General features: G+C 67.3%; 24 protein-coding genes. 6 read left to right on the top strand and 18 right to left on the bottom strand.

All coding sequences use genetic code 11. From position 1 onward, the window contains the following. Positions 1-64 precede the first annotated feature (64 nt). Entirely contained in the window at positions 65-2,260 is a 2,196-nt protein-coding gene (locus tag AC5P5W_RS17795) for a TonB-dependent receptor (RefSeq protein WP_197574970.1), read from the bottom strand. Between the two features lie 258 nt (positions 2,261-2,518). On the opposite strand from AC5P5W_RS17795, the gene AC5P5W_RS17790 reads away from it, so the two are divergent. Together AC5P5W_RS17790 and AC5P5W_RS17785 are read left to right on the top strand one after the other, a co-directional pair. Further along, positions 2,519-3,103: a TetR/AcrR family transcriptional regulator gene (locus AC5P5W_RS17790; protein ID WP_014647283.1), complete on the top strand. Its 585-nt coding sequence runs from the start codon at positions 2,519-2,521 to the stop codon at positions 3,101-3,103. A gap of 104 nt (positions 3,104-3,207) precedes the next feature. After that, positions 3,208-4,296: a DNA glycosylase AlkZ-like family protein gene (locus AC5P5W_RS17785; protein WP_049406620.1), complete on the top strand. Its 1,089-nt coding sequence runs from the start codon at positions 3,208-3,210 to the stop codon at positions 4,294-4,296. Between the two features lie 591 nt (positions 4,297-4,887). On the opposite strand, the gene AC5P5W_RS17780 is transcribed toward AC5P5W_RS17785, so the two are convergent. The 4 genes from AC5P5W_RS17780 to AC5P5W_RS17765 all read right to left on the bottom strand — a co-directional run bounded on the left by AC5P5W_RS17780 (position 4,888) and on the right by AC5P5W_RS17765 (position 8,420). Then, positions 4,888-5,814 (bottom strand): ABC transporter six-transmembrane domain-containing protein, encoded by a 927-nt coding sequence (locus tag AC5P5W_RS17780; RefSeq protein ID WP_197574969.1) that lies wholly within the window; start codon positions 5,812-5,814, stop codon positions 4,888-4,890. A 190-nt stretch (positions 5,815-6,004) separates the two neighbouring features. After that, a complete protein-coding gene (locus AC5P5W_RS17775; protein WP_197574968.1) occupies positions 6,005-7,081 on the bottom strand; it encodes an ATP-binding protein in 1,077 nt (358 codons plus the stop codon). A 3-nt stretch (positions 7,082-7,084) separates the two neighbouring features. Beyond that, positions 7,085-7,801, bottom strand: a complete 717-nt coding sequence (locus tag AC5P5W_RS17770) for a response regulator (RefSeq protein ID WP_197574967.1) — start codon at positions 7,799-7,801, stop codon at positions 7,085-7,087. A gap of 52 nt (positions 7,802-7,853) precedes the next feature. Beyond that, the gene (locus AC5P5W_RS17765) at positions 7,854-8,420 is read right to left on the bottom strand and encodes a hypothetical protein (RefSeq protein ID WP_197574966.1); all 567 of its coding nucleotides are present in this window, start codon (positions 8,418-8,420) and stop codon (positions 7,854-7,856) included. 237 nt (positions 8,421-8,657) lie between these two features. On the opposite strand from AC5P5W_RS17765, the gene AC5P5W_RS17760 reads away from it, so the two are divergent. Both AC5P5W_RS17760 and AC5P5W_RS17755 read left to right on the top strand, forming a co-directional pair. After that, the gene (locus AC5P5W_RS17760; protein WP_197574965.1) at positions 8,658-9,839 is read left to right on the top strand and encodes an efflux RND transporter periplasmic adaptor subunit; all 1,182 of its coding nucleotides are present in this window, start codon (positions 8,658-8,660) and stop codon (positions 9,837-9,839) included. 2 nt (positions 9,840-9,841) lie between these two features. Then, a complete protein-coding gene (locus tag AC5P5W_RS17755; RefSeq protein ID WP_197574964.1) occupies positions 9,842-11,785 on the top strand; it encodes a MacB family efflux pump subunit in 1,944 nt (647 codons plus the stop codon). A 114-nt stretch (positions 11,786-11,899) separates the two neighbouring features. Here AC5P5W_RS17755 and AC5P5W_RS17750 read toward each other — a convergent pair whose 3' ends face one another. The 3 genes from AC5P5W_RS17750 to AC5P5W_RS17740 all read right to left on the bottom strand — a co-directional run bounded on the left by AC5P5W_RS17750 (position 11,900) and on the right by AC5P5W_RS17740 (position 13,851). Beyond that, positions 11,900-12,493 carry a mechanosensitive ion channel domain-containing protein gene (locus tag AC5P5W_RS17750; RefSeq protein WP_014647275.1) on the bottom strand — a complete coding sequence of 198 codons (594 nt, stop codon included), beginning with the start codon at positions 12,491-12,493 and terminating at the stop codon, positions 11,900-11,902. Between the two features lie 6 nt (positions 12,494-12,499). Beyond that, a complete protein-coding gene (locus AC5P5W_RS17745) occupies positions 12,500-13,366 on the bottom strand; it encodes a glucose 1-dehydrogenase (protein WP_012480369.1) in 867 nt (288 codons plus the stop codon). A 101-nt stretch (positions 13,367-13,467) separates the two neighbouring features. Continuing rightward, positions 13,468-13,851: a sensory rhodopsin transducer gene (locus tag AC5P5W_RS17740; protein ID WP_014647273.1), complete on the bottom strand. Its 384-nt coding sequence runs from the start codon at positions 13,849-13,851 to the stop codon at positions 13,468-13,470. A gap of 59 nt (positions 13,852-13,910) precedes the next feature. On the opposite strand from AC5P5W_RS17740, the gene AC5P5W_RS17735 reads away from it, so the two are divergent. Next, positions 13,911-14,897 (top strand): TIGR03885 family FMN-dependent LLM class oxidoreductase, encoded by a 987-nt coding sequence (locus tag AC5P5W_RS17735; protein ID WP_197574961.1) that lies wholly within the window; start codon positions 13,911-13,913, stop codon positions 14,895-14,897. Here AC5P5W_RS17735 and AC5P5W_RS17730 read toward each other — a convergent pair. Continuing rightward, positions 14,867-16,453 (bottom strand): alpha-amylase family glycosyl hydrolase, encoded by a 1,587-nt coding sequence (locus AC5P5W_RS17730; protein WP_197574959.1) that lies wholly within the window; start codon positions 16,451-16,453, stop codon positions 14,867-14,869. The genes AC5P5W_RS17735 and AC5P5W_RS17730 overlap by 31 nt on opposite strands. Before the next feature lie 159 nt (positions 16,454-16,612). Between AC5P5W_RS17730 and xth the strand changes: the two genes are divergently transcribed. Beyond that, positions 16,613-17,407 carry an exodeoxyribonuclease III gene (gene xth / locus AC5P5W_RS17725; RefSeq protein WP_014647270.1) on the top strand — a complete coding sequence of 265 codons (795 nt, stop codon included), beginning with the start codon at positions 16,613-16,615 and terminating at the stop codon, positions 17,405-17,407. Here the strand turns inward: xth and AC5P5W_RS17720 are convergent, their stop codons facing one another. From AC5P5W_RS17720 to AC5P5W_RS17680, 9 genes are all read right to left on the bottom strand, one after another. Continuing rightward, positions 17,408-19,126, bottom strand: coding sequence for a diguanylate cyclase (locus AC5P5W_RS17720; RefSeq protein ID WP_197574957.1), 1,719 nt, complete (start codon positions 19,124-19,126; stop codon positions 17,408-17,410). A gap of 120 nt (positions 19,127-19,246) precedes the next feature. Next, complete coding sequence (locus AC5P5W_RS17715; RefSeq protein ID WP_014647268.1) at positions 19,247-19,441, bottom strand: hypothetical protein; 195 nt, start codon at positions 19,439-19,441, stop codon at positions 19,247-19,249. Continuing rightward, on the bottom strand, positions 19,441-20,076 hold the full coding sequence (locus AC5P5W_RS17710) for a DNA-3-methyladenine glycosylase (protein WP_197574955.1): 636 nt from the start codon (positions 20,074-20,076) through the stop codon (positions 19,441-19,443). The genes AC5P5W_RS17715 and AC5P5W_RS17710 overlap by 1 nt, the downstream gene beginning before the upstream one ends. A 72-nt stretch (positions 20,077-20,148) precedes the next feature. Next, positions 20,149-21,108, bottom strand: coding sequence for a cation diffusion facilitator family transporter (locus AC5P5W_RS17705; RefSeq protein WP_197574953.1), 960 nt, complete (start codon positions 21,106-21,108; stop codon positions 20,149-20,151). Positions 21,109-21,177: 69 nt separating this feature from the next. Beyond that, positions 21,178-21,762 carry an AprI/Inh family metalloprotease inhibitor gene (locus AC5P5W_RS17700; RefSeq protein ID WP_134808907.1) on the bottom strand — a complete coding sequence of 195 codons (585 nt, stop codon included), beginning with the start codon at positions 21,760-21,762 and terminating at the stop codon, positions 21,178-21,180. A gap of 189 nt (positions 21,763-21,951) precedes the next feature. Beyond that, positions 21,952-22,209 carry a hypothetical protein gene (locus tag AC5P5W_RS17695; RefSeq protein WP_014647264.1) on the bottom strand — a complete coding sequence of 86 codons (258 nt, stop codon included), beginning with the start codon at positions 22,207-22,209 and terminating at the stop codon, positions 21,952-21,954. Further along, entirely contained in the window at positions 22,206-23,558 is a 1,353-nt protein-coding gene (locus AC5P5W_RS17690; protein WP_164165653.1) for a TFIIB-type zinc ribbon-containing protein, read from the bottom strand. Before AC5P5W_RS17690 ends, AC5P5W_RS17695 begins: the two co-directional genes overlap by 4 nt. Before the next feature lie 20 nt (positions 23,559-23,578). After that, positions 23,579-24,718 carry an SPFH domain-containing protein gene (locus tag AC5P5W_RS17685; RefSeq protein ID WP_014647262.1) on the bottom strand — a complete coding sequence of 380 codons (1,140 nt, stop codon included), beginning with the start codon at positions 24,716-24,718 and terminating at the stop codon, positions 23,579-23,581. Positions 24,719-24,850: 132 nt separating this feature from the next. Continuing rightward, a complete protein-coding gene (locus tag AC5P5W_RS17680; protein WP_197574321.1) occupies positions 24,851-25,114 on the bottom strand; it encodes a CD225/dispanin family protein in 264 nt (87 codons plus the stop codon). Positions 25,115-25,574: the final 460 nt, after the last annotated feature.

The raw sequence follows: 25,574 nt of genomic DNA, 5'->3' as shown, positions 1-25,574 counted from the left end.
TGCTCGGCTCAGCGGACGAAACGGAGCCGAGCATGGCTCGGCTCTACAGGGGTTCCACGCCAGCTTAGAAATCCATCGTTGCCGACACCAGCACCGTCCTCGGTGCACCCAGCGCCAGACTCGACAACAACGGCATGCCCCAATACGACTTGTTGGTCACGTTGTTCACGCTGGCCCGCAGCGCAAGCGATCGACGCGCCACGGTGGTGCTGTAGCGCGCCCCCACGTCGAACAACGTACGCCCCGGCACCGACAGGCGGTTGTCCGCACTGATGTACTGCTTCGACATCGCCGTGGCATTGCCGGTCAGGGTCAGGCCCTGCAAGGTCGGCACATCCCATTCCACGCCCAGCTTGGCCTGCCGCTGCGCCACGGCGGTGGCGATGCGTCCTTCATTCACGCCACCGGCCGTGCGGGCCAGCTTCGGCTGCACATAGGCCGCTCCACCGAGCAGGCGCATGCCGTCCATTGGTGCGCCGAAGAAGCCCCATTCCACGCCCCGGTTACGTTGCTCGCCGCCAAACGAGAAGATATTCGTGACCGGGTCGGTGTAGCTGTTCGGTCGCTTGATCTCGTACACGCTGAAGGTGTGCGCGAAGCTGCCCAGGTCCAGCTTCAGGCCCAGCTCCTTCTGCCTGGTGCGGAACGGTGCGAACACATCGCCGGCATTGGCGGCGGTTATCGGCGCGGTGGCGCCCTGGCTGAGGCCTTCGATGTAGTTGGTGTAGAGGGAGATCGTGTCGGTGGCTTTCACCAGCAGGGCCGCTGCCGGCGTGGTGGCGCTCTCGTCGTAGCGCGAGGTGCGTGCACCCGTGGACACGTTGAAGGTCTCGCTGACCACCTGCTGGCGGCGCACGCCCAGCGTCAGCTGCACGCGGTCATCGGCGAAGGCGAGGGTGTCGGCGAAGCCGAGGCTGTCCAGCTTCAGCTCGGTATGCGAGATGTGCGGCGCGATGAACGGCGCCGCCGGGCCCCACACTGGGTTGTACACATTGGTGGTCCAGTCCCAGCCGGGTACGCTGCGCCGGCCGTAGTCGTTCTGGGTGTGCTGGTAGTGGGTCACGTTGGCGGCCCACTGGTGGCCGACGTTGCCGGTCTGGAACGAACCGCGCAGGCCGGCATCTGCGGACTGCTTCTTGATGTCGAAGGCGAGCTGGCCGATCACCGTGGTGAAGTCGCCGGCTGGATTGAGGATCTGCGCGCTGATCGAACCGTTGTAGCGGTAGTCGGTCCTGCTGGTGCCGTACGCGAGGTAGGCCATCAGGCTATCGTTGACATCCAGTTCTCCGCGCACCATCGCGCCCTTGTCCTGGCTGTCCACGTAGGCCCAATCCGGGTTGATCAGCGTATCGCCGCGTGGCGGGCGCGGAATGGCCACGCCCGGTGCCAGGCCGACGCCACGTGCCGGGCCGTCAACGCGGTCGTCGGCGCTGTACAGATCGGCCGACAGCCGCATACGTTCGCCGCGCCAGTCCAGTGCCAGCGAACCGAGCTGTACCTTCTTGCGCTGCTTGCCGACGGCGCCGTCACCATCACGGTAGGCACCGTTGAAGCGGATGCCGAACTGCCTGTCGGCGCCGAGGCGACGGCCCATATCCACGTGGGTGCCGAACTGCGCATCGGAGGCGAAGTTGGCACTGACCCGCAGCAGCGGTTGCTCGCTTGCGCGCTTGGGCACCAGGTTGACGCTGCCACCGACCGAGCCGCCCGGCGGCATGCCGTTGAGCAGCGCAGACGGTCCCTTCAGCACCTCGATGCGCTCGAACATTTCCGGCGAGGTGCGGTAGTAGGGCGCCATGCCGCTGAGGCCATTGAAGGTGGTGTCGCTGGTGTTGGAGGCAAAGCCGCGGATCGCGTAGTTCTCACTCCAGGCACCGGTGACGCCGTTGCTGAACACCGTGGGGTCGGTGGCGGCAATGACGTCGGTCAGGTCCTTGGCCTGGCGATCGCGGATGAAGGACTCGGTGTAGCTGACCGTATTGAACGGCGTGTCCATGAAATCCTTGTCGCCGAGCAGGCCGACGCGGCTGCCGGCAGCCACTTGCCCGCCCGCATAGTCTGCAGTGACCCGGCGTTGTTCCTGCACCTGCACCGACGGAAGGGTGGACGGCGCGGCGTCGGCCAGCGCGGCGAACGAGGCCAGCAGCCCCAGCGCGAGGGCGGACACCCGGTAGCGCCGGACCATGCCCGGCGAATACATCAGGCCGGAGGATGCGGCGGCAGCGCGATGCTGTGCAGAAGTGAAGTTGAAAACGGTCATGCCAGAGTCCTGTGAATCGCAGGCGCGAGCGCGCCTGGCGCGCTGCCGACGGCAAGCACGGGGAAAGGGCGCAGCGCAGGGTTGTTGGCTGGGTGGGGACCTGGCGGGAGGTGAGCCATGGGCTCGGTTACGGGTGCGCGGCGGACGCGTTCCGAATTAGTTGAGTAAAGTAAACTAAATCAATCGAAGCGGACAAGAGGGTCCCTTTGCTGGCACCCTCAGCAGGGTATGGACGCGCACCGTAAGAGCAGGCACCGTATGAGCACGCACCCCGATCCAACGGCGCCGACCCGTGGCCGCCCGCCCACCATCACCCCGGAGCGTCTGGCCGACATCGGCATCCGCCTGGGCCTGCCCAACCTGACCATGGCCAACGTGGCCGCCGAACTGGCGGTGACCCAGGCAGCGCTGTACAAGCGCGTGGCCAACCTGGAGGCGTTGAAGCGCCTGGTGGCGGAGGCGGTGTTCCAGCGCTGGCAGATTCCGCGCGCGTCGGTCGACGCACCGGGTGGGCTGGAGGCCTATCTGATGGGGTTCGTGGAGTCGCTGTGCGAAGTGGTGAAGGCGCATCCCGGGCTACCGCCCTACCTGCTGCGGCGCACGGTGGCGACCGCGCCGATGCTGGAAAAGATCGCCTCGCACCAGGCGCACGTGGCCGAGGTGTTCGGCCTGCCGGTGGACAAGGCGCGCTGGCTGCTGGCCACGATCGCGTTCTACTGCATCGCCGGTGCCGACACCATCTACGCGATTGCGGATGACGAAGAAGGGCAGGTGATCACCGAGTTCAAGCAGGGCATGCGGGCCCTGGTGATCGGTTCGCTGGAGGTATCGCGGCTTCGGTAGATGCACGCCATGCGTGGATGATCGCGGCCGTTCACCATGACGCCAGCCAGGCGTGGCCTGGCTCTACTGGACGGATCGCGTAGTGTCGAGAATACAATGCGGCCATGCCTGCCACGCCCACTCTTGATGACCTTCGCCGCTACGCGGTGGCGCGCACCCTGTTCAAGCCGACCACGCTGCTGACCGCGATCCGGCGGTTGGGCTTCGTGCAGGCCGACCCGATCCGCGCACCCGCTCGCGCGCAGGACCTGACCCTGCGCCACCGGGTGAAGGACTACCGCGCGGGCGATCTTGAGCGCCGCTACACGCGTCTGCCGGTGGAAGAGGATTGCCTGGTGAACTACGGCTTCCTGCCGCGCGAGCATCTGGCGCTGATGCACCCACGGGTTTCCAAGCGCGAGTGGGATGCCGAGACCCATCGCCGTGCGGCCGACGTGCTGGCCTTTGTGCGCGAGCGTGGCAGCGTGCACCCGCGCGAGGTCGACCAGGCCTTTGCGCATGGGCGGGTGACCAACTACTGGGGCGGCACCAGCAACGCCAGCACGCATCTGCTGGATGGCATGCACTACCGCGGCCTGCTGCGGGTGCAACGGCGCGACAGCGGTACGCGCATCTATGCGGTGGCCGATCATGCCGAGCCCGACTCCAGCGAACAGGCGCAGATCGAACGTGCCGCCGCCCTGATCGACCTGGTGGTGCGCAAGTACGCGCCGCTGCCCTCGGCCAGCCTGACCTATCTGGTGCGCCTGCTGGGCTATGGCGCGCCGCACCTGGCCGAGCAGACCCGCAAGGCATTGGCGCTGGCCAAGCAGCAGTTGGCCAGCTGCACGCTGGAGGGCACCACCTGGTACTGGCCGGCGGACGAGAATCCGCGCTCGCGCCGCCATGCACCGGATGAGCAGGTGCGTCTGCTGGCGCCGTTCGACCCGGTGGTGTGGGACCGCCGCCGCTTCGAGCTGTTGTGGGATTGGGTGTACAAGTTCGAGGCCTACACGCCTGCACCGAAACGCCAGTACGGCTACTACGCACTGCCGGTGTTGTGGCATGAGCAGGTGGTGGGCTGGGCCAACTTGAGCGTGCGCGAGGGTGAGTTGGTGTCGAGCGTGGGCTATGCCGGCAAGTCGCTGGCCCGCGACAAGGTATTTCGTGGCGCGCTGGACGACGAGCTGCAGCGCATGGCGGAGTTCCTGTAGCGCCAAGCGGCGCATGGGTATCTATCGATCCCGGTAGCCGCCAACCTTGGTTGGCGCTGGCTTCCGTCGGTGCCCACCAAGGTGGGCAGCTACCAGAGCAACTCCGCTCAGGCCTGGTAGCGGCCAACCTGGGTTGGCGCTGGCTTCCGTCGGTGCCCACCAAGGTGGGCAGCTACCAGAGCAACACCGCTCAGGCCCGGTAGCCGCCCACCTTGGTTGGCGCGGGCTTCCATCGGTGCCCACCAAGGTGGGCAGCTACCAGAGCAGCACCGCTCAGGTTTGGTAGCCGCCAACCGTGGTTGGCGCTGGCTTCCATCGGTGCCCACCAAGGTGGGCAACTACCAGAGCAACGCTGCTCAGGCCCGGCAGCCGCCAACCTTGGTTGGCGCTCTTCCATCGGTGCCCACCAAGGTGGGCGACTACCAGAGCAACACCGCTCAGGCCCGGTAGCCGCCAACCTTGGTTGGCGCTGGCTCCCGTCGGTGCGCGCCAAGGTGGGCAGCTACCAGAGCAACACTGCTCAGGCCCGGTAGTCGCCAATCTTGGTTGGCGCTGCTCTCGTCGGTGCCCACCAAGGTGGGCAGCGACCGGTCAAGCGGCGCCCTTGTGCTCCGCATCGTCCATGCCGGGGCTGACGCGGCGGCCGATATCCTTCAGCCGCGCAAGCTGATCCACCATTGACGGCGCATCGTCCAGGTTGCCGACGAAGGTCCACAGGTAGGTCATCACCGCGTAGACGTGGCCCGGTGTAACGCCTTCACTGGTGGCAAGGCGGCCGATGGTCAGCGCGAACAATGCCGCGGCAGCCAGGCCGATCACCACATAGGCGCCGGCCTCGCGGTCGGACAGCAGGATCCGCAGGCGCGACAGCGTGGTGTAGTGGCGGCGCAGCACCGAGGGGCTGACCCGGTCGACCAGCCGGATTTCGTGTTCCAGGCGGTTGTTCAGTCGGCCGTGCAACTGCTCGTTGCGGCGTGCGAACGAGGGCAGCACCAGCAGGGCGCCGAGCAGGGTGGCCAGGCCAGCGGCACCGACCATCGGCTCGATCGCCAGCAGCATGGCCACTGCACCGAACATCGATGCCAGCGCGGTGGCGATGATCGGCACGTGCTTTTCAAAGAAGTCGACGAACTCGCGGGCCAGCACCACGCGTGCCGCCGAAGTGGACGTCGCCTGGCCCAACCGGCACTGCGCCTGCACCACGCTCACTGCCAGATCGGCATAGATGCGGGTGAAGGTGCGCGTATCCACCGCCCGACGGGCGGCACCCACCAGCCAGAACAGCAGTACCACGCCGGCATAGGAGATGGCATGGCCGATGTTGCCGCTGATGATCGCGTCTACCGCGAAGCCGGCGAACAACGGATAGGCCAGCAGCAGGGTGTTCTCCAGCGCCACCAGCGAGAACGTGCCGGTCAGCTGCCAGGGGTAGGTGCGCAGGATGGCCTTGAGCGTTGCGGCCGCATTCTGCTGGCCGATGCTGCCGGCGGCGGCCGCCGGATCGTGGGGGAGTTCCATGGGATGCCTGGGGGGTTCGGGGACAGGGCAGGGGACGGATGCCTGCCATCTGCCGGGTCGCGCCCAGCATCTGCAGCCCTTTGGAGCGGGCATGGAGGGATGATGGAGATTGCGTGGAGAAATCGGCGGCGTTCAGCCACGCGCGTGGTGCCCACCAAGGTGGGCCGCTACCAGGGCAGCGTCTACCGCCTCAACGGCGCACGTGCACAGGCCAGCGGATCTCGAACGAACTGCCGCCACGCTCGGTAGCTCGGCACTGCGCCGTTCCGTGATGTGCCACGGCAATCGCACGCACGACCGCCAGGCCGAGACCTGAGCCCCCACTCTGCCGTGAGCGCGACACATCGGTGCGCTGGAAGGCTTCGAAAATGCTGTCGCGCAGGTCGTCCGGCACGCCGGGGCCACCATCTTCCACGGCCACCGCGCAGTGCCCCTCAGCGAGGGTGACGCGCACCCGCAGCGGGCAGGGGATGGCATGGCGACGGGCGTTCTCCAGCAATGCCAGCACCGCCTGGCGGATGCGGGCCGGATCGCAGTCCGCCAGCGACGGCCGCGCGTCCAGGCTCACCGAGAAGCCACTTTCGGTCAGCGCCTCGGACATCGCCTCCACCACCGCCGCCACCTGCACGCTGACGTCGCTGCGTTGCAGGCGCAGATCCAGGTGGCCACTCTCGGCCAGGCTGACCACGCGCAGGTCCTCGATGATGCGGGTCAGTCCCTCCAGCTGGGTGAGCATGCTGTTGAACTGCTCGGGGCCCGGCTCGAATACACCTTCGGCGATGCCTTGCAGGCGGCCACGCAGGATGGTCATCGGCGTGCGCAGTTCGTGTGCGATGGCCGCGTTCCAGAACACACGGTTGTCGGACATCCGGCTGAGCCGCTCGGCCATGGAATTGAAGTCGTTGACCAGCGTGGCGGCCTCGGCCATCGAGGTGTCGCCGCCGCGTGCGCGCGCCTCCAGGTCACCGCTGGCCACGCGACGCAGGCTTGCGGCCACCGAATTCAACGGGGTGATGATGCGCCGGGTCAGGCGAGACGCGATCAGGGTGGCCAACGCCACCACCACGGTGGCGGTCAGGCCGATCCACAGCCACTCCAGCCCGGAGGGCATCATGGACTTCGGCTCGTCATACCAGCGCGGATAGAACACCTCCAGCAGGTAGTAGAACAGGTAGAAGCCGCTGATCGACAGCACCGTCGAACACAGCGAGGCCACGGTGATCGACAGGCTGATCTGGCGGCCGATGCTCTTGCCTTTCGCAGTCATCATTCAGTCCAGGAAGCGGTAGCCGACGCCACGGATGGTGGCGGGAATGCCGATCACGCCGACATCCTCGAGCTTGCGCCGCAGCTTGCTGACGTGGCTGTCGACGGTGCGCTCCTGCGCATCGCCCTCGGGCAGGCAGGCGTGCAGCAGGTCCACCCGCGCATGCACCTGGCGCGGCGCGCGCGCCATGTGCACCAGCAGCCGGAACTCGGTGAGGGTGACGTTCAGTGCGTGCACCAGCTCGCCGTTGCGGACCGTTACTTCGTGGCTGCGCAGGTCGATCTCGAACGGGCCCTGGCGGATCAGCCCGGTGGGTTCTTCGGCCACGGCGCGGGCACTACGGCGCAACACGGCCTGGATGCGCGCAACGATCTCAGCGGGATTGAACGGTTTGGCCACGTAGTCGTCGGCGCCCACACGCAGGCCGGTCAGCTTGTCCACGTCCTGGTCGAGCGCGGTGAGCATGATCACCGGCGTGTTGCCGCGCCGCCGCAGTTCGCTCAGCACCTGCCAGCCATCGAGTTTGGGCATCTGCACATCCAGCAGCACCAGGTCCGGGCGCAGCTGGCGGTGGCTGGCAAGCGCCGCCTCGCCGTCGGCGGCGCGTGCGCTGCGCAGGCCCGAACGGGCCAGGTAGGCACCGAGGATGTCGGCGATCTCGCTCTCATCTTCGGCAATCAGCACCAAGGGGGGCTGTCGGTTACGGAGTTGGTGTTTCATTGCGAGCGGCAGGTTCGAGGCCAAGGGCGGGCAGGGCGGGACAGGGACGGGGTCATCGTCGGCGTTCCCTGGCCTGCGCCTCTTCGTTGGCCGCCCAGGCCAGCGTGGCCAGCACCAGCGAGCGCTGCAGGCTGGGGTCCACCGAACCCGCGCCGCGCAGCTGCTGCAGCGTCAGGGTAGACACCGCGGCAGGCAGCGCGTTCCAGCGCGAGGCCATGGGGGTGGCGTTCACCCGGGCCTGCAGCCGCGAGGCCATGCTCACGATGGCGCGCAGGCGCACTGCCAGCAGGGCGGCGACCACGGCGGTGGCGGGCGCAAGCAGCAGATGCAGGTTGACGTTGGCGGCCGGAGGTGTTGCCGACCAGAACGCCAGGCCGATCAAGGCCAGCGATGCGAGCGACCCGGAGCGGCGGGTGCGTCCGGGCCCGTCACTGCGGAACCCCAGCAGGGCGGCGGCCCCGAAGCCGGCCAGCAACGGCAGTCGCGGATACGGTGCGACCCACATCCATGTGCTGGTCGATGCCAGCACCAGTGCGATCAACCACGGCGAAGGCGCGCACCACGCCAGGTAGGCACGGCGCACATCGATGGTTGGCAGGTCCGGGTAGGAAAGGGGCACGGCAGGCTGGCAGTCGGCGAGGCCGCCGAGGCTAGCGACCGTTGATGGAGACTTGGTCGAGATTGTGTCGAGATTGCGTGGAGCCGCGCCATGGATTCAGCCGCCGACGCGGTGCCTGAACGGCGGTCGCGTCTCCATCCAATCTCCACAGCCGCTCCAAGAAACATCCACCTGGGGCTTCCAGACTGCGGCCCTGGCGGTCGCACCGGGCGACTGCACGCACCCCCGGAAGTTTCGATGAACAACCGCAGGACCTGGATCATTGCCGCAACGCTGGCCGTTCTTGCCGGCGGCGGTTGCTGGTGGGCGTTTGCCGATGGCGAGGATGCCGCGTTGATCACCGCACCGGCAAGGGTCGCCGGTCTGGAAAAGACCGTGCAGGCGGTCGGCCGGGTCAATCCGAAAGAACTGGTGGCCGTGGGCGCGCAGGTCTCCGGGCAGGTCACGCGCCTGCATGTGGTGCTGGGCCAGCACGTGCAGGCCGGCGACCTGATTGCCGAAGTGGATTCACAACCGCAGCGCATTGCCCTGCGCAGTGCCGAAGCCGCCGCCAACGCGCTGCGTGCGCAACATGCGGCCAGCCAGGCGCGCTACCGCCAGGCCCTTCGCACGTACGATCGCCAATCGCAGCTGGTGGCGTCGCGGCTGGTCTCGCAGGAAGGCTTCGAAGCGGCACGTGTGGCGCGCGATGCGGCGCGCGCGGATGCCGCTGCGTTGCAGGCGCAGATCGACCAGGCGGTGACCCAGGTGGAAACCGCCCGCATCAACCTGGGCTACACCCGTATCGTGTCGCCGTCCGAGGGCTACATCGTGGCCATCGTCACCAAGGCGGGGCAGACGCTGAACTCGATGCAGACCACGCCGACCATCGTGATGCTGGCACAGATGGACACGATGACGGTGCGCGCCGAGATCGCCGAGGCTGACGTGGAACTGATCGCACCCGGCCAACCGTTGTGGTTCTCGACGCTGGGACCGAGCGGGCGCCGCTATGAATCGTACCTGCAGCAGCTTGAGCCAGCGCCATCGTCGATTGCCGACGCGTCCAGCGGCAACAGCGGCGGATCGGCGCAGACGCCGAAAGCGGTGTACTACGCGGGGCTGTTCGACGTGGCCAATCCGGGCTTGATGCTGAAGCCTTCGATGACGGTGAAAGTGACGATCCAGCTGGCACGCGTGGCCAATGCACTGCAGGTGCCGCTGACCGCCCTGGGCGAGTCCGACGACAAGAACGGCAACGGCGCAACCGTGCGGGTAGTCGATGCGAAAGGCCGCGCCCACGAGCGCGCTGTGACTACCGGCCTGCGCACCGCCACCGCCGTGCAGATCCTCTCTGGCCTGGAAGCGGGCGAGAACGTGGTGGTCGGCCAGGCGCCCAGCGGTGGCGATGCCGAACCCACCAGCCTGCTGGGGATGTGAGCATGGCCGACGCACTGCTGGAATTGAAGGGCGTATCGCGCGCCTATCGCTCGGCCGCCGGCGAGGTGGTGGTGCTGAAGGAGGTCTCGCTGCGCATCGATGCCGGCGAGTTCATCGCCATCATCGGCCCCTCGGGTTCGGGCAAGTCCACGCTGATGAACATCCTGGGCTGCCTGGATCGGCCGACCGAAGGCAGCTACCGCGTGGAGGGGGCTGCGACCGAGCAGATGTCGCCTGACCAGCTGGCGCGCCTGCGCCGCGAGCACTTCGGCTTCATCTTCCAGCGCTACAACCTGATGGAGAACCTCAGTGCCACCGAGAACGTGGCCTTGCCCGCCGTCTATGCCGGGGTGGAGGCCGATGCGCGCACCACGCGTGCCCGCCTGCTGCTGGAAACGCTCGGCCTGGGCGAGCGGACCGCGAACCGGCCCAGCCAGTTGTCCGGCGGCCAGCAGCAGCGCGTCTCCATCGCACGCTCGCTGATGAACGGCGGCGCGATCGTGCTGGCCGATGAGCCGACCGGCGCGCTGGATCATGCCAGTGGCAGGCAGGTGATGGCGGAGCTCAAGCGCCTGCATGCGCAGGGCCATACCGTGATCCTGGTCACCCACGATGCGGCGATTGCTGCCCACGCGTCACGGGTGATCGAGATCGCCGATGGGCGTGTGGTGGCGGATCGCCAGGAGCGCGGCCCTTCGGTGCGGCGGCGTGCGGACGAACCGGGGCGCACACCCACGGCGGCTACCGAGCGGCGCGCCCGCATCGATGCCGTGCGCGAGGCGACGCGCATGGCAGTGCGCTCGATGCTGGCCCATCGCCTGCGCACCCTGCTGACCATGCTCGGCATCATCATCGGCGTGGCCGCGGTGGTGACCGTGGTTGCGCTGGGCAAAGGCGCGCAGGCGCAGGTCGAGGCGCAGATAAACGAGCTGGGCGCCAGCACGCTGGAGATCTTCCCGGGCGCCGATTTCGGTGACCCGCGCTCGGCGGAGATCGAAACGCTGGTGGTAGGCGATGCCGATCACCTGGCCGCCCTGAGTTACGTGGACAGTGTCAGCCCCAACCTCAGCGGTTCGGTAGCAGCACTGCAGGGCGGCCGACGAGCCAATACGCAGGTGCTGGGCGCCGGTGCCGATCTGCCGCGCGTGCGCGGGCTGCGCCTGAGGGCCGGCCGGTTTTTCACCGATGCCGAGGTGGAGGCGCATCGGGCAGTGGGCGTGGTCGACCAGAAGGCAGCGAAGGCACTGTTCACTGGCAACCCCGTCGGCAGCACGGTGCTGCTGGGCGGCATGCCGGTCGAGGTGATCGGCGTGGTGGGTGCCAATGCATTCGCCGGTGGGGCCACGCCAACCGTCTACGTTCCCTATACGTCGGCTGCCTCCCGGCTGCTGGGCAGCCAGCGCCTGGAGAGCATCACCGTGCGCGTACGCGACAACGTACCCACCAATGCCGGCGAGGCCTCGCTGGGCGCCGAGCTGGAGCGCCTGCATGGTCGTCGCGATTTCTTCATCTACAACTCGGACCAGATCCGCAAGGCGGTGATGAAATCCAGCCAGACCATGGCGGCGCTGGTTTCGGCGATCGCGGCGGTGGCGCTGGTGGTTGGCGGCGTGGGCGTGATGAACATCATGCTGGTGTCGGTGAAGGAGCGCGTGCGCGAGATCGGCGTGCGGCTGGCGGTGGGGGCGAGGCAGGGCGACATCCTGCGCCAGTTCCTGATCGAGGCGGTGCTGATCTGCCTGTCCGGTGGCGTGCTGGGCGTACTGCTGGCCTTCGCCGTGGGTGCGCTGTCCAGCCTGCTGTCGCTGGGGGTGCCCTTCCTGTTCACGCCAGGGCCGGTGCTCGCCGCGCTGGCATGTTCGTCTGCGATCGGGCTCGGTTTCGGCTACTTCCCGGCACGCAACGCCGCACGGCTGGACCCGATCCAGGCATTGGCAGCGGAGTAGGGTCGCCCGCTGTGGCACCTTGAGCCGAGCCCACGCTCGGCTGCGCTCCGTTCGGCCGCGACGCACCCTGCGCTGCGCGCAGCGAGCCGAGCATGGGCTCGGCTCTACAGCTGCTCAGCGCACCTTGCCCTTTATCGGCAGGCTGCCCGGCAGCTGCGAATAGCCGCTGTCACCCCAGTGCCGGGTGATGCGCTGGAAGAACAACGAGTTCGGCACGCGCAGCAGGCAACCGCGCGCGCCTTCGCCACGGTCACTCAGCGTGGTGTAGATCAGGTTGATGTCCACCACCTGGCCGCACAGGCCCGGCTTGTCCACGCTTTCCAGCACTTCGATCGTGTCGTTGATGCGGAACGGGCGCGTAGCCACGATCAGGAACGAACAGAACAGGTTGGACAACACGCTCCACGCGGCGAAGAACGCCACCGCACCGACCGCCATGAACCCGGTCAGCGCGGTCCACAGCACCGAGCGCGAAACGCCCAGCCGCTCCAGTATCAGCAGCGCGGCCGCCAGATACAGCAGCAATGCACCGCCGCGGCGCAGGCCCACATGAAGCTCTGGAGCCAGCCTGCCGCGCTGCCGGGCCTGCACGAGCAGCCACGCCAGTGCACGCACCATCAGCCAGGCCACCCCGAGAATGACCAGCACCTCGGCCACCGGTACCACCACCAGCAGCCAATCCGCGATCCAGGCAGGCAGTCCGGCCATGGGCGGTCACAGCGTTGCCGCGCCGCCGGAGATGGTCAGCAAGGCACCGGAGGTATAACTGGCGCTGTCCGAAGCCAGCATCACGTAGGCCGAGGCCAGTTCCGCGGGCTGCCCGGGGCGGCCGAACGGCGTCTGCGAGCCGAATTGCTCGACCTCTTCGGCGGCCATGCCTGCCGGAATGAACGGTGTCCAGATCGGGCCGGGCAGCACGGCGTTGACGCGTATCTGGTGCTCGGCCAGCAGGCCCGCCAGCCCCAGCGTCAGGTTGGCGACGGCGCCCTTGGTCGCAGAGTACGGAAGGATGTTCGGGGTCGGTCGCTTGGAATTGACCGATGCGGTGTTGATGATCGCGCCGCCACCGCGCAGGTGTGGCACGCACAACCGCGTCAGATTGAACACGGCATGGACATTGGTATCGAACGTCCGCTTCCAATCATCCAGGGTGATGTCGTCGAAGTGCTCGTAGTAGCGCTGGTAGGCCGCGTTGTTGACCAGGATGTCGAGACCGTCCAGCTCGCTGGCCACGCGGTCGACGAGCGAGCGCGCCTGCGCCGGGTCGCTGATGTCACAGGGCACCAGCACGGCCTTGCGCCCGGCCTGTTCGATCTGCTGCTGCACATGGCGGGCGTCGTCCTGCTCGCCATCAAGAAAGGCGATGGCGACGTCGGCACCCTCGCGCGCGAAAGCGATGGCCACCGCTGCGCCGATGCCGCTGTCACCGCCGGTGATCAGTGCCTTCTTGCCCTGCAGCAGGCCATGGCCGCGGTAGCTGTCCTCGCCGTGGTCCGGCCGGGGCTGCATCTGCGCGGTCTTGCCGGGGAAGGATTGCTGCTGCGCCGGGAACGGCGGACGTGGGTAGTCGGGCAGGGCCATCGTCACTCTCCGAAAGGGAACCTGGCGGCAGTCTCGCTCGGCGCGGGTAAACGGCCGGAGGGCGCGGTGTCGTGGCAGCGTGGACGACTGCGCACGGTGCTTCACAAGGGATGGGCGATCGTGGTCATGATGCTGTTGGCCGGCTGCCGTGAATCCAGCCGCGTGTGCTGCACGATGATCGGCTGGTCGGATTCGATGAGGGTGGCGAAGCCGGTGCCGCGTGGTACCGGCGCCGGATCCTGCAGGTCGTTGAAGCGCAGGTGGCAGGTGCGTCGTGCTGGCACGGTGATCCGGTACGGACCGACAGGATCGCGGTCCTCGAAGTAGAGGGTCAGCGTGACATGCGCGTCCTCGTTGCCCGCATTGAGGACGCAGCAGGTTTCGTGACTCTGCATCTCCGGCGACGGGCCGTTGCTCCAGGCTGGAATGTAGCCTTCGGCGATAGCCCAGCGTCGATGCCCGATGCAGGAGGTGTTCGTTTCCATGACGCCGTTTTAGCTGGAGGGGTGTTGCCATCGTGTCCAGTCCCCGCACGGAATCCGTGATGACCATCGGCTACCACGCATCGCATGAGCAGTTCCCGCCCGCCACCTTGCTGGGCCTGGCGCTGCGCGCCGAACAGGCGGGATTCGAGGCTTTGATGTGCTCGGACCATTTCCACCCGTGGACGACCGCGCAAGGGCAGTCCGGCCACAGCTGGGTATGGGCCGGCGCGCTGGCGGTGCAGAGCGCATTGACCCTGGGCATGGTGACCTGCCCGATGCTGCGCCAGCACCCGGCATTGGTGGCACAGGCAGCGGCGACGCTGGAGCAGTTGGCGCCGGGCCGGATCTGGCTGGCGCTGGGTACCGGCGAGGCCCTGAACGAGCGCATCACCGGCCAGCCGTGGCCAGCCAAGCGCGAGCGGCAGAAGGCATTACGCGATGCGGCCGAGGTGATGCGGCGGCTGTGGGGCGGCGAGCAGGTCGACCACGACGGTGGCTTCCGGGTGCGCCAGGCACGGCTCTACAGTCGCCCGGCGCTTCCCCTGCCGCTGCTGGGGGCGGCCGTCACCGAGGAAACCGCACGCTGGATGGGGGGCTGGGCCGATGGCCTGATCACCATCAGCCAGCCACTGGCGCAGTTGCGGCGTGTGGTGGCGGCGTTCGAGGACGGCGGCGGCAGGGGCAAGCCGATGTACCTGCAGGCCAAGCTCTCCTACGCGCGCGCCGAACAGGCGGCGCTGGAAGGCGCGATGGAGCAGTGGAGCGCCAACGTGCTGCCGCCGGAACTGGCCGAAGGCCTGGACCAGCCCGAACAGTTCGAAGCACAGGCCCGATCGGTCAGCGCCGAGGTGGTGCGCGAGCACGTGCATGTCTCGGCAGAACTGGGCCAGCATCGGGCCTGGCTGCAGGAGCTGCAGTCCCTGGGGTTCGATCGCATCTACCTGCACAACGTGAACCGCGAGCAGGAACGCTTCATCGACGACTTCGCCGAACACGTACTGCCTGCGCTGCGCACTCAGGCACCCTCGGCAGCCAGCCACGTATAGCCATGGCCCTGCAGGTAGCAGCGGCGACCCTGCAGCCTGGCGCCGTGGCCCACCAGCGTGTGCAGCGGGCCGTGCAGGGGTACGTCCACCTCAACCGGGTTGTCGCCGAAGTTGATCAGTGCCAGTGCCTGATGGGGTGCCTCACCGAAGCGGAGCATCAGCAGCGCGGGTGAGGGTGGGTCGAGCGTGTGTGGCCCCTGCTGCAGCACGGGATGGGCATTGCGTTGCTGCAGCAGCTCGCGCACCCGCAGCAGCAGTGAGCCCGGCGTCGCGCGTTGCGCCTCGACATTCACCGTGCGGTAACCGTAGGGGCCGTCTGCCGGTGGCGCGCGCCAGGCATGCCGCGGTTGGTCGGTGAACTCAGCCCCTGGGCGGTCATGCCAGTGCATCGGCATGCGCACGGCATTGCGTTCGGGCAGCTCCAGGCAATCACCGAGGCCGATCTCTTCGCCATAGCGCACCACCGGCACCTGGCCCAGCGACAGCAGCGCCGCCCAGGCCATCGCCTGCCATGCGATGTCGCCGTCCAGCATCGGTGCCAGCCGGCGGCGGATGCCACGGCCATAGATGCGCATGCCACGCTCAGGAGCGAAGCGTTCCATCACCGCTTCGCGCTCATCCGGCTCCAGCTGCTCCAGGTCCAGTTCATCATTGTTGCGCAGCCAGGCAATGCGTGTGTCCGGCGGCGCGTGCGGGCCGTATTCGGCCATGACCCGGGCCACTTCACTGGCATCGCCGCGTGCCAGTGCGAGGAAGAAATGATTGTTGAGGTGGAAATCCAGCAGGTGCGAAAGCCGCCGCCCGTGGCACAGGAAGTCACCGTAGTGGGGCGCGCGGACATCCGCTTCGCCGATCAGTGGCAGCCCTGGTTGCTGCGCGTCTGCCGTGGCGCGCATCGCCTCCAGCAGCCACAGCCCGTCGTCGCGCGGGTCCGCGTGGCGGGCGCGCTCGACCATGTACGGGACCGCGTCGACGCGGAAGCCGGCCACGCCGCGCTGCAGCCAGAACGTCATTACCTGCAGCAGTTCCTCGCGTACCGGCGCATGGGCCAGGTCGAGGTCTGGCTCGTGCCGGTAGAACATGTGCCGGTTGAACGCGCCGGCCTCGGCATCCCAGGTCCAGACAGAGGCCTCGATCGGCGGGAACATCGGCTGCAGGCCGTCGTCAGGCATGTGGTCGCTCCACAGGTACCAGCGGCGCCAGGCCGGGTCACCCTGCTGCGCGGCGACGAACCACGGGTGCGCGCTGGCGGTGTGCTGCATCACCAGTTCGACGATGATGCCGATGCCATGTGCGTCGGCGGCATCGACCAGGCGCTGGAACGCGGCCTGGTCGCCCAGGCGTGGATCGATACGGTAGTGATCGGTGACATCGTAGCCACCATCGCGGCCGGCGTTGCAGTAGAACGGCAGCAGCCAGACATGGCTGATGCCAAGCCACTGCAGGTAGTCCAGCTTTTCCGCGATGCCATCCAGCGTGCCCCATCCGCGGCCGTCGCTGTCGCGGAACAGGTAGGGGTCGATCTGGTAGATGGCGCGCAGCGGACGCACCGCCATGGGCTTCTCCGGCACTGTTCACGGGTGACCAGCCTGCTGTCGCGCGTGGCAGCGGTTCGTGAAACGAATGGCACCGCATCATGACGTGGCATCCACGACCCGTGCATGCCCGGGCGCGCAGAGTGAGTGCTCATTTCCGGCACCGAGGAGGCTTCCTGCATGGCCCGACGCAAGACGCTTCGTATTGCCACGTTCAACGTCAACGGCATCGGCACGCGACTGCCACAGCTGCTGGACTGGCTGCACAGGGAATCGCCCGACGTGGTTGCCCTGCAGGAACTGAAGGCGACCGACGCCGCGTTTCCGGCTGCGTCATTGGAGGAGGCTGGGTACGGTGCGCTCTGGCAAGGTGAGGCGCGCTGGAACGGCGTGGCGTTGCTGGCTCGCGGGACCACGCCGGTCGAGAGCCGCCGCCGATTGCCCGGCGAGCCCAGCGACACGCAGAGCCGCTACCTGGAGGCGGCGGTGCACGGGGTCATCGTGGGTGCCCTCTACCTGCCCAACGGCAACCCGCAGCCCGGGCCCAGGTTCGACTACAAGCTGCGCTGGATGGAGCGCCTGATCCGGCATGCGCGCAGCCTGGTCGAACTGCCGCACCCGGCGCTGCTGCTGGGTGATTTCAACGTGATTCCCACCGAAGCCGACGTCTACGACCCCAAGGCCTGGCGCCGCGACGCGCTGTTCCAGCCCGAGGTTCGCGATGCCTTCGAGCGGCTGCTCGCGCAGGGCTGGACCGATGCGCTGCGGAAGGTGCACGGCGACGCCACGATCTACACCTTCTGGGACTATTTCCGCCAACATGCCGAGCGCGACCGTGGGCTGCGCATCGATCATCTGCTGTTGAATCCCGTACTGGCGGAGCGACTGAAGGACGCTGGCGTCGACCGTTGGGTGCGTCTGCAGGAGAAGGCCAGCGACCACGCGCCGACGTGGGTGACGGTGCGGGCGGCGTGATCAACGCGCGGCAGGGCCTTCGCGCCGCTCGCGGCGCACGCGCGCGCGGGTCCGGTAGAGGCGGCTGTCGGCCTTCTGGATGGTGTCGGCCACGGGCTCACCGGCTGTGTTGATGGCTGCACCCATCGAGAAAGCGCTGGGCGACAGCGCAGCGTGGTCCTGGTACCAGTGCTCCAGTTCGCTCAACCGGCCATCCGCGGGCGCGACCAGTACCACCATGAATTCGTCGCCGCCCAGCCGCACCACCGTCTCCTCCTTGCCCAGCGGCGAGCGCAGGAAGGTGGCGAACTCGACCAGGACGGCATCGCCGCGGCGGTGGCCCTGGGTGTCGTTGATGTGCTTGAAGTGGTCCAGATCGAACATCACGCAGGCCCAGCGCTCATCAATCAGTTCATCCAGGCGGTGCAGGTAACGCCGGTTGTAGCACTGCGTGAGCGGATCCTTGAAGGACATTTCGCGCAGCTGCTGCTCCTGCATCCTCAGCGCGGTGACGTCCTGTGCATGCCCCAGCACGTAGGGCGGGCTGGCCTCGCTGTCGAGCACGTTGTGGTACGCCCAGTAGTGGCGCGTACCGTCGGCGGCAATCAGCTCGATCACGCCAGCGTCGGTGTGGTTCGCCTGGATCCGAGCGAGGTAGGTCTTGAAGCCCTCGCGTTTTTCCGGTGGCATCAGGTCGCACAGGCTGCGCCCGACCATCTGGCTTTCCTCGAAGCCCAGCGACTGCACTGCCGCGGGATTCACCGAGGTCAATGTCCCGTCCAGCGTGTGGGTGCAGATCAGGCCCAGGCTGTAGTGGAACAGTCGCCGGTAGCGGGTCTCGCTCGCTTCCAGCGCGTCGAGCGCGGCTCGCTCGTCCGTGATGTCCTGGATCGCCCCGACCAGGCGTGGATGGCCGTCGACCTGTTGCCGGCTGCCGACCACCCGGGTCCAGATCGCGCGCCCGTCGGCGGTGGTCATTGGCAGCTGCACCTCCCAGGACGTGCCTTCGTCGATGCAACGCTGCACTGCCGCGCGGATGATGTTGCGGCTGTCTTCGCGATAGAACGACAGCGCGGTGTCGAGCGTCGGTTCAAAGTTGCTGCGCACGCCGTGCAGTTGCTTGGTTTCGCGGGTCCAGCGCACTTCGTTGGTGACCAGGTCCATCTCCCAGCCGCCCACCCGGGCGGCGCGGTTGGTCCGCTCCAGGAAGTCTTCGCTGCGTTTCAGCTCGCGATGCAGCGCTTTCGCCTGGCCAACCTGCGCCATCAGGGTACTGCGCTGTTCCAGCACCTGGGTGGTGACCCGCGCCAGATGCACCATCAGTTCGCGCTGGGAGGGGGACAGCACGCCGGGCATCGGGTCGAGCAGGCACAGCGTGCCAATGCGTGCACCATGGGCCGAGCCCAGCGGGATGCCGGCGTAATGCCGGATGCGCGGCCCGGCGGTCACCAGGGGATTGGTCGAGAAGCGAGGGTCCTGGCGCGCGTCGGGTATCTCGAACAGCTCGTCGTGGCGGATCGCATGCGTGCAGAAGGAGATCTCGCGGGCCGTTTCGGTGACGCCCTCCAGCCCGATATTGGCCTTGAACCACTGCCGGTCTTCGGCCACCACGGTGATCAGCCCCATGGTCATGCCGGTCGCGGCGCGGGCGGCGGCGACGATGGCATCGAACACCGGCTCAGGGGGCGTATCCAGCAGGTGCAGTCGTTCGATTTCGAGCAGACGTTCGGCTTCGTCCATGGCGCTTTTCAGGGCTGGGTGGCGAGGGCGGTTGCGGCGGCTGGCTGGCGCTACGCTAGTGCGCACGGCGTTATGTATCGCCATGGCAGAGTGATGCCGATGTGAGGCGGCCGCGCCCGCTCAGTGTTGCTGGAGCGATGCCTGCAGGGCGGTGGCCAGTGCGGCATCGCCGGATACCAGGTCCTGCCAGCGTAGCGTGATGCCCTTGCGTCGCCCCTTTTCGACCAGCTTGAGGCCTTCAGGGTCCACGGTGAGGGTATGGGGCCGGCCATCGATGTCCAGTTCGCGTCGCAGTGGTTTGTCGAGCGGGGTCATCATCGTTTCCTCGCAGGGGCGGGAGTACGCCGTGGCTGAATCGATACGTGACGATTGTCACGGATGTGCCAGCGCCAAGGGAAATCGACCGCGCGGGTGATGCCGATGCGTGGACCAATTACCGGGTCGGACGGAGGCGGGGTCCCATCGCTTGCGATCACGATGCCATGGCTGCCAGTCACCAGGTCGGCGCCGTCGAAACTGCGGTCCAGCCCGAATGCCTGCGAGAGCTTGCCGGGGCCGCTGGCCAGATCGTTATCCCGGCGCGCGGCGGGGCGCAACTCGTGCATGCGCTCAAGGCCCGCCAGCGGCTCGACGGCCCGCAGCAGCACCGCCACGCCTTCACCGACCTCTCCGCAGACCACGTTGCTGCCCCAGTGCATGCCGTAGGTGAAGTAGACATACAGGTGGCCGGCCTCACCGAACATGCTGGCCGTGCGCGGCGTCTGCCCGCGATAGGAGTGCGCCGCCGGATCGACGCTGCCCGCGTACGCTTCGACTTCAACGATGCGACCCGTTCGGCCATCGTCACGGACCAGAAGTTTGTTGAGCAGCTCGGGCGCAACCTCGACGGGCGGGCGCCGGTAGAAGCTGCGCGGGAGGATCTGGAGAGAGGCGGGCAACCAATCCGGCACGGTAGAGGCAGGCTCGGGCAGATGTTGGTGGCACTGTGGCATTGGACTGGTGAAACGGGCGCAGACGCAGCGTCATTCCGGCGCGGGCGGTGCCGCCAGCGTGGCGCGCCGGGCGGCGTAGACCTCGGGCGTCTGCGGCTTGATGAACAGTGCCACCAGCTCCGGATACTCGCGCTTTACCGCCGTTTCGATGCGGGTGATGCAGGCTTCAATCTGTGGGGTCTGCCGATCGTCCTCGAACTCGGCGCTGAGCATGGCCACGACCTGTTCCGGTCCCATCTGCATGGTGGTCACGCCGTTCGCGCGACGCAGATCCGGATCGGTTTCGGCCACCGCCATGATCCGCTCGGCCACCGCAGGGTGGGCAGGCTCTCCAACCAGCAGGCCCTTGGTTTCACGGGCCAGGAGGAAGGCGGTTGCGGCCAGCACGCCGGCGATGCACAGCGACGCCACGCCATCAAGCATCGGCATATCCAGCACCTGCGCGGCCACCAGGCCGATCAACGCGAAGCCCAGCCCGAGCAACGCAGCGCTGTCTTCCAGCAGTACGGTGAAGGTGGACGGATCCTTGCTGCGGCGGAAGGCTTCGAAGTAGCCAAGTTTGCCTTTGGTACGCCGGAACTCGCGCAGCGCCACCCACCAGGAGGCCCCCTCGAACAGGATGGAAATGCCCAGCACGCTGTAGCTCAACGCGTGGTTGGTGGCCGGCTCCGGCCGGCGGATGTGCTGGATGCCCTCGTACGCCGAGACGCCGGCGCCAGCGGCGAACACCAGCAGGGCGACGATGAAGCTCCAGAAGTACAGCTCGCGGCCATAGCCGAATGGATGTACCGGGTCTGGCGCCTTGCCGGCACGGCGCAGCCCGTACAGCAGAAGGAGTTCATTCAATGTGTCGACCAGCGAATGCACGCCCTCGCTGAGCATGGCCGAGCTGCCGGAGATGCCGGCAGCGATGAACTTTGCGATGGCAATGGCCAGGTTGCCCGCGAGGGCGGCATAGATGACCAGACGGGAACCGGTGGGAGCGGACATTTCGGCGGCGGGGCGGGGCGGACGCCTGATCTTCCCGATCAGCGCGTGCCCATTGCGTGCACGGCGCGATCAGTGCCCCTTGGGATTGAGGTACAAACGCGCCCCATCCGATTCACGGTAGCCCGTCCAACGCCCACCGCCTGACGCGCGGAAGCGCCCGAACACGGTGTTGCTGGTGTCGGTGAGCAGCAGCTGGTTGCCCGACAGTACCCAACGGTTGGCCGAGAAGAAGCCATCCGGGCAGCCGGCGGGCACGTAGGCACTGTAGCCGCCGAACCACTCGATGTTCTTCAGCTCGATGGAGCAGGTGTTGCCGTTCTCCTGGCCCAGCGTCCAGCTGCCGAACAGATCGCTGTCGCGCACATCGCGGCCGCCACGGTGGCGGTCGCGGCCCCAGTCGTCGTTGTCGTCGTGGAAACCGAAGCCCACGTCGATCTCTTTGCTTTCGCTGCGTGACCCGGACTGCGAGCTGCCGCTGGTGGTGGTCTGGGTGGTCACCGCGCCACTGCTCTGGGTCCGGGTGCTGCTGGATTGCGTGGTCTGGTCGGTGTGGGTGGTCTGTTCGCCGAAGCCGAACGAGGCGTCCTGGGCCAGGGCGGGCAGGGCCAGGCAGCACAACGCGGACAGGCAGGTACGGGCGAGCACGGCAGCCATTGCAGCATCCTCGGAAGGGCGGACCGCGCGAGTATCGAACCGGTGGGGCGGGAGACGGTGTGAGGGTGTGCGCGGCGGCAGCCCAGCGAAGGGTAGTGCCGGCCGCTGGCCGGCTCCCACTTGGCACCCAGGAACCGAAGGAATGCCGGCCAGCGGCCGGCACTACCCGCAGCCAGGCGGGGCCTGGCGCTACGGGTCGGGCTTTACCCGCACCACCCGTTTCCGGTACTCATACACATTGTCACCGCGGATACGCTTTTCCTCGGTGCCGGTAACCCGGCCTACCTGCTGGTCCGAGCCGGTGACCGGCTTGGCCTCGATGGCGGTCTCGTGCTCGAAGGAGTGCGATTTGTCGGTGTTGCGGTAATAGCGGTACAGCGCCCAGTACAGCGCGGTTGCGCCGGCCGGACCTGCCGCCAACAGCCAGAGGCCACTGTCGTCGCTCATGTCGATGCCACCAGGAAGGCAATTGCGAGGGCTTCAATGACGGTGCCGGTGGCCAGTGCCGCCAGCAGCATCTTCCATTGCTGCACGGGCACGCTGCCCATGGTTTCGCCGGTACGGCCGTTCACCGCGATGTAGTGCAGCATGCCGCCGTTCTTGCCGGGCTGGTGGTAGGAGTACAACCACACCGGCAGGTACATCGACACCCAGCGGGTGCCATGCACCTCCAGCTGCTCCTGTTCCCAGCGTACGCCACGGTTGTAGCGCTTCACCGAACCTTCCACCTGTGCGCGGGCGATCGACAGCAGCTGGTCTTCCAGCCGCGGCCGCAGCTTTTCCACATCCAGGTTGCGCTTTTCGGAGGTGAAGCCGGCCAGGTACGAGGCGTTCCATTTCACCGCGTTCTTGGTATCGAACGGCAGGATGGTGTTGATGATGTTGTTCGTATTGGCGCGGGTATCGAGATTCCCGCGCTCGGCCGAGGATTCCAGTGGCAGGTCATCGACCGTGAAGTCGACCTGGCGCTCGACCTGGTAGACGTCTGCGTCGTACAGGGTGCGCTTGTTCTTCTCGCTGCCCACGGTGTACTGCCGGGTCTGGATCTCGCCCTTGCCGGCCACGGCCGCGCTGACATTGCTGTCGACGATCATGTAGGGCAGGAACACGCCCACCACGTTTTCCGGGGTGAACTGGTCCTTGAATGCCTTCAGCGCGAACATGCGGCGCTTATCGACGAACTGGCGGATGCGCGCGACCGCATCGTCCTTCCTGATATGGAAGGGCAGCACTGCATCGGGCACCGCGCCGTTGGCGATCTGCTCGTTGACGCCGAACACATGGCGGCACCAGTGGCAGCGCGCCGTCATCGTACTCTCGGTATTGACCGTGACTTCAGCGCCGCACCCGGTGCATTTGAACGTCATCAGTGCCGAGGTGTCGGCGTCGATGTCACGTGCGCCAGAGGCAATGACCGTACCGCGCAGCTGGTCGATGGCCTCGCCCAGGCCGAACTCTTCCTCGACGCGTGCGCCATGCCATTCGTGACGGCAGTACAGGCAGACCAGGATGTCGGTGCCGGCCTTGGGCCGGATGTCGGTGGCACCGCACTTCGGGCAGCGGTTGAGGCCGTCCTTCAGCTCGCTGGCCGACGTATCGATGGCCACCGGGTCGGGCGCTTCCACTTCATCACGGATGGCCTGTGGCAGTTTCGAGGTGTCCAGCGGGAAGCTGCCGGGCAGGGGAGGGACGTCCTGCGGCGAACCGGGCCCATCCAACGACGCCGCCGGCAAGGGCGGCGGCATCGCGGGCGCGGATCCGGGCAGCGGCGGCGGGCCGTTTCGGGGATCGGACATGTTCGTTGTGCGTCCTGCTGTTACAGGCCCAGTGCCTTGGCCTTCAGGGCGTCATAGTCGCCCTGGGTGATCAGGCCCAGATCCAGCATTTCCTTGGCCTTCTTCAGCTTGGCCACCGGGTCGTCGGCAGCCGGGGCGACCGGCTGCTGCATGCCGCCGACACCGAACATGCCCGAGGCCATGCCGACACCGACCAGGCCAGCCGCTCCGCCGTTCTCGCCGGCCGACTGGATGCCCTGGGCGACGCTGGCCTGCAGGTTGGAATTGCCGCGCGAACCCGACAGGGCATCGGCGCGCTGCACGGTCTTCAGCAGTTCGCGGGTGTTGGCGTCGTACTCGATCGAGACGATGGCGGTCTTGACGATGGCCAGGCCGCGGTCGGACTTCCACTGGTAGCCCTGCTCGACGGCGGCAGACAGGCTCTGTGCAAAGCCCAGCGAATCCTGCTGCAGCTTGGTGATGCGGTTGCCCTTGCCCGGGTCGTTCGTATACAGGCTGAAGGCCGGGGCCAGCGAACCGACCACTTCATTGAACAGCTGGCTGGCGGCGGCGTTGTCCAGGTCGGTGAAGTCGAACACCTGGCCCGGCTGCAGGTAGCTGGCCGGCACGAAGTTCTTCACGAACAGGATCGGGTCGACGATCTTCAGCGTGTAGGAGCCGCGCGTGACCGCACCCACCTGGGTGTTGAGGAAGCCGTCGTCCCAGTAGATTTCCGACTGGGTACCGAAGCGGTTGTCCGGCAGTTCCTTCAGCGACACGAAATACGCCGCCTGCTGCGAACCCGGCTGGCCGCCGAACTTGAAGCGCTCCCAGCTCTGCTTGATGAACGTGCTGACCAGGCCGTCGCCGGCGAAGATCGACTGCGAGTTCAGATCGTCCGAACGCCACTCGTAGCCACCCGGTTCGGCGACGAACGCGGTGATCGCGCCGTCCTGGAACAGCAGCAGGCCGTAGCCCTCCGGCACGATGATCTTCGAGCCGTTGGTGATGATGTTGGACGAGCCGCTGGTATTGGAGCCGCGGCCGGCATTGGTGCCGCGCGGTACCGCCGCGAACAGGGCCGCCGTCGAGGGCAGGCCCGTGGGCACGGTGTAGAAGTCCTTCCACTGGTCGGCCAGCACACCACCCACCGCACCCTTCACCGCCTGTACCAGACCCATGTCCAACTCCCTGTGATTCGAGGGCAGGCACCATGCCTGCCGAGCTGGACTGACTATAGAGGAGCGGGATGGGCCGCCGCCACCGCCGCGCGCGCCTGCCATTCATCATGGCGCGACGGCGGCGGCAGGCTTTCAGGCCATGCCGCGCGCGATCAGGGCATAGCCGATCATCAGTGTCAGGCAAAGTGGCAGGGTGACGAAGGAGGCGATCATCCAGCGCAGCGCCTTGCGCGAAGCCTCGGTGGCCGCGCCGATCTGGCCGCTGGCGACCAGTGACGTGCTGCGGTTGGCGTAGACGGTGGCGACGATGCCGAACGGCCAGAAGCCGGCGATGATGCTCAGGATGGCCCACATCAGGTAGTTCCTGGGGGGCACGGGTGGCGGGGTGCGGTCCATGCGGTCGATCTCCTTGATCGTGCTGCGGTCGGGAGCGCGAGTATGCCGACAGGCCAGGTGCAGCGGAAGGCATGCCACCCGTGCGTGGTGCGCAATCTTCTGCTGGTCGATGGGTCATTGATCGGGGGCGGCGGCGCGGCAGGCAGGCGCGGTGGCCTGCGGGCCTGGGCGAGCAGGCGGTGCAGCCGTCACGGCGGCGCAATACGTGCCCGCCCCTGGTTCGCTCAGACGCGTTGATCATCAGCGTGGATGGAATCCCGGCGCATTGCCTTCACCTGCTTTGCGGTGCTCGGCGCACGGAAACGCGGGCGACAAATATCCGGCACGGATATTCACGTCATTATCATGCTTATTTTCTGGAAACTCGTTTCCCATAATCCAGGGACGCGATGGCCGGAACACAGGGAGCGCCGCGTCACAGGCAGCGCCGCCCTGTGGCGCACGCCCCCGGCCTGGACGA

Source organism: Stenotrophomonas sp. YJH_SMC_123 (genome assembly GCF_059368215.1).
This window is presented reverse-complemented; position numbering and strand designations above follow the sequence as displayed.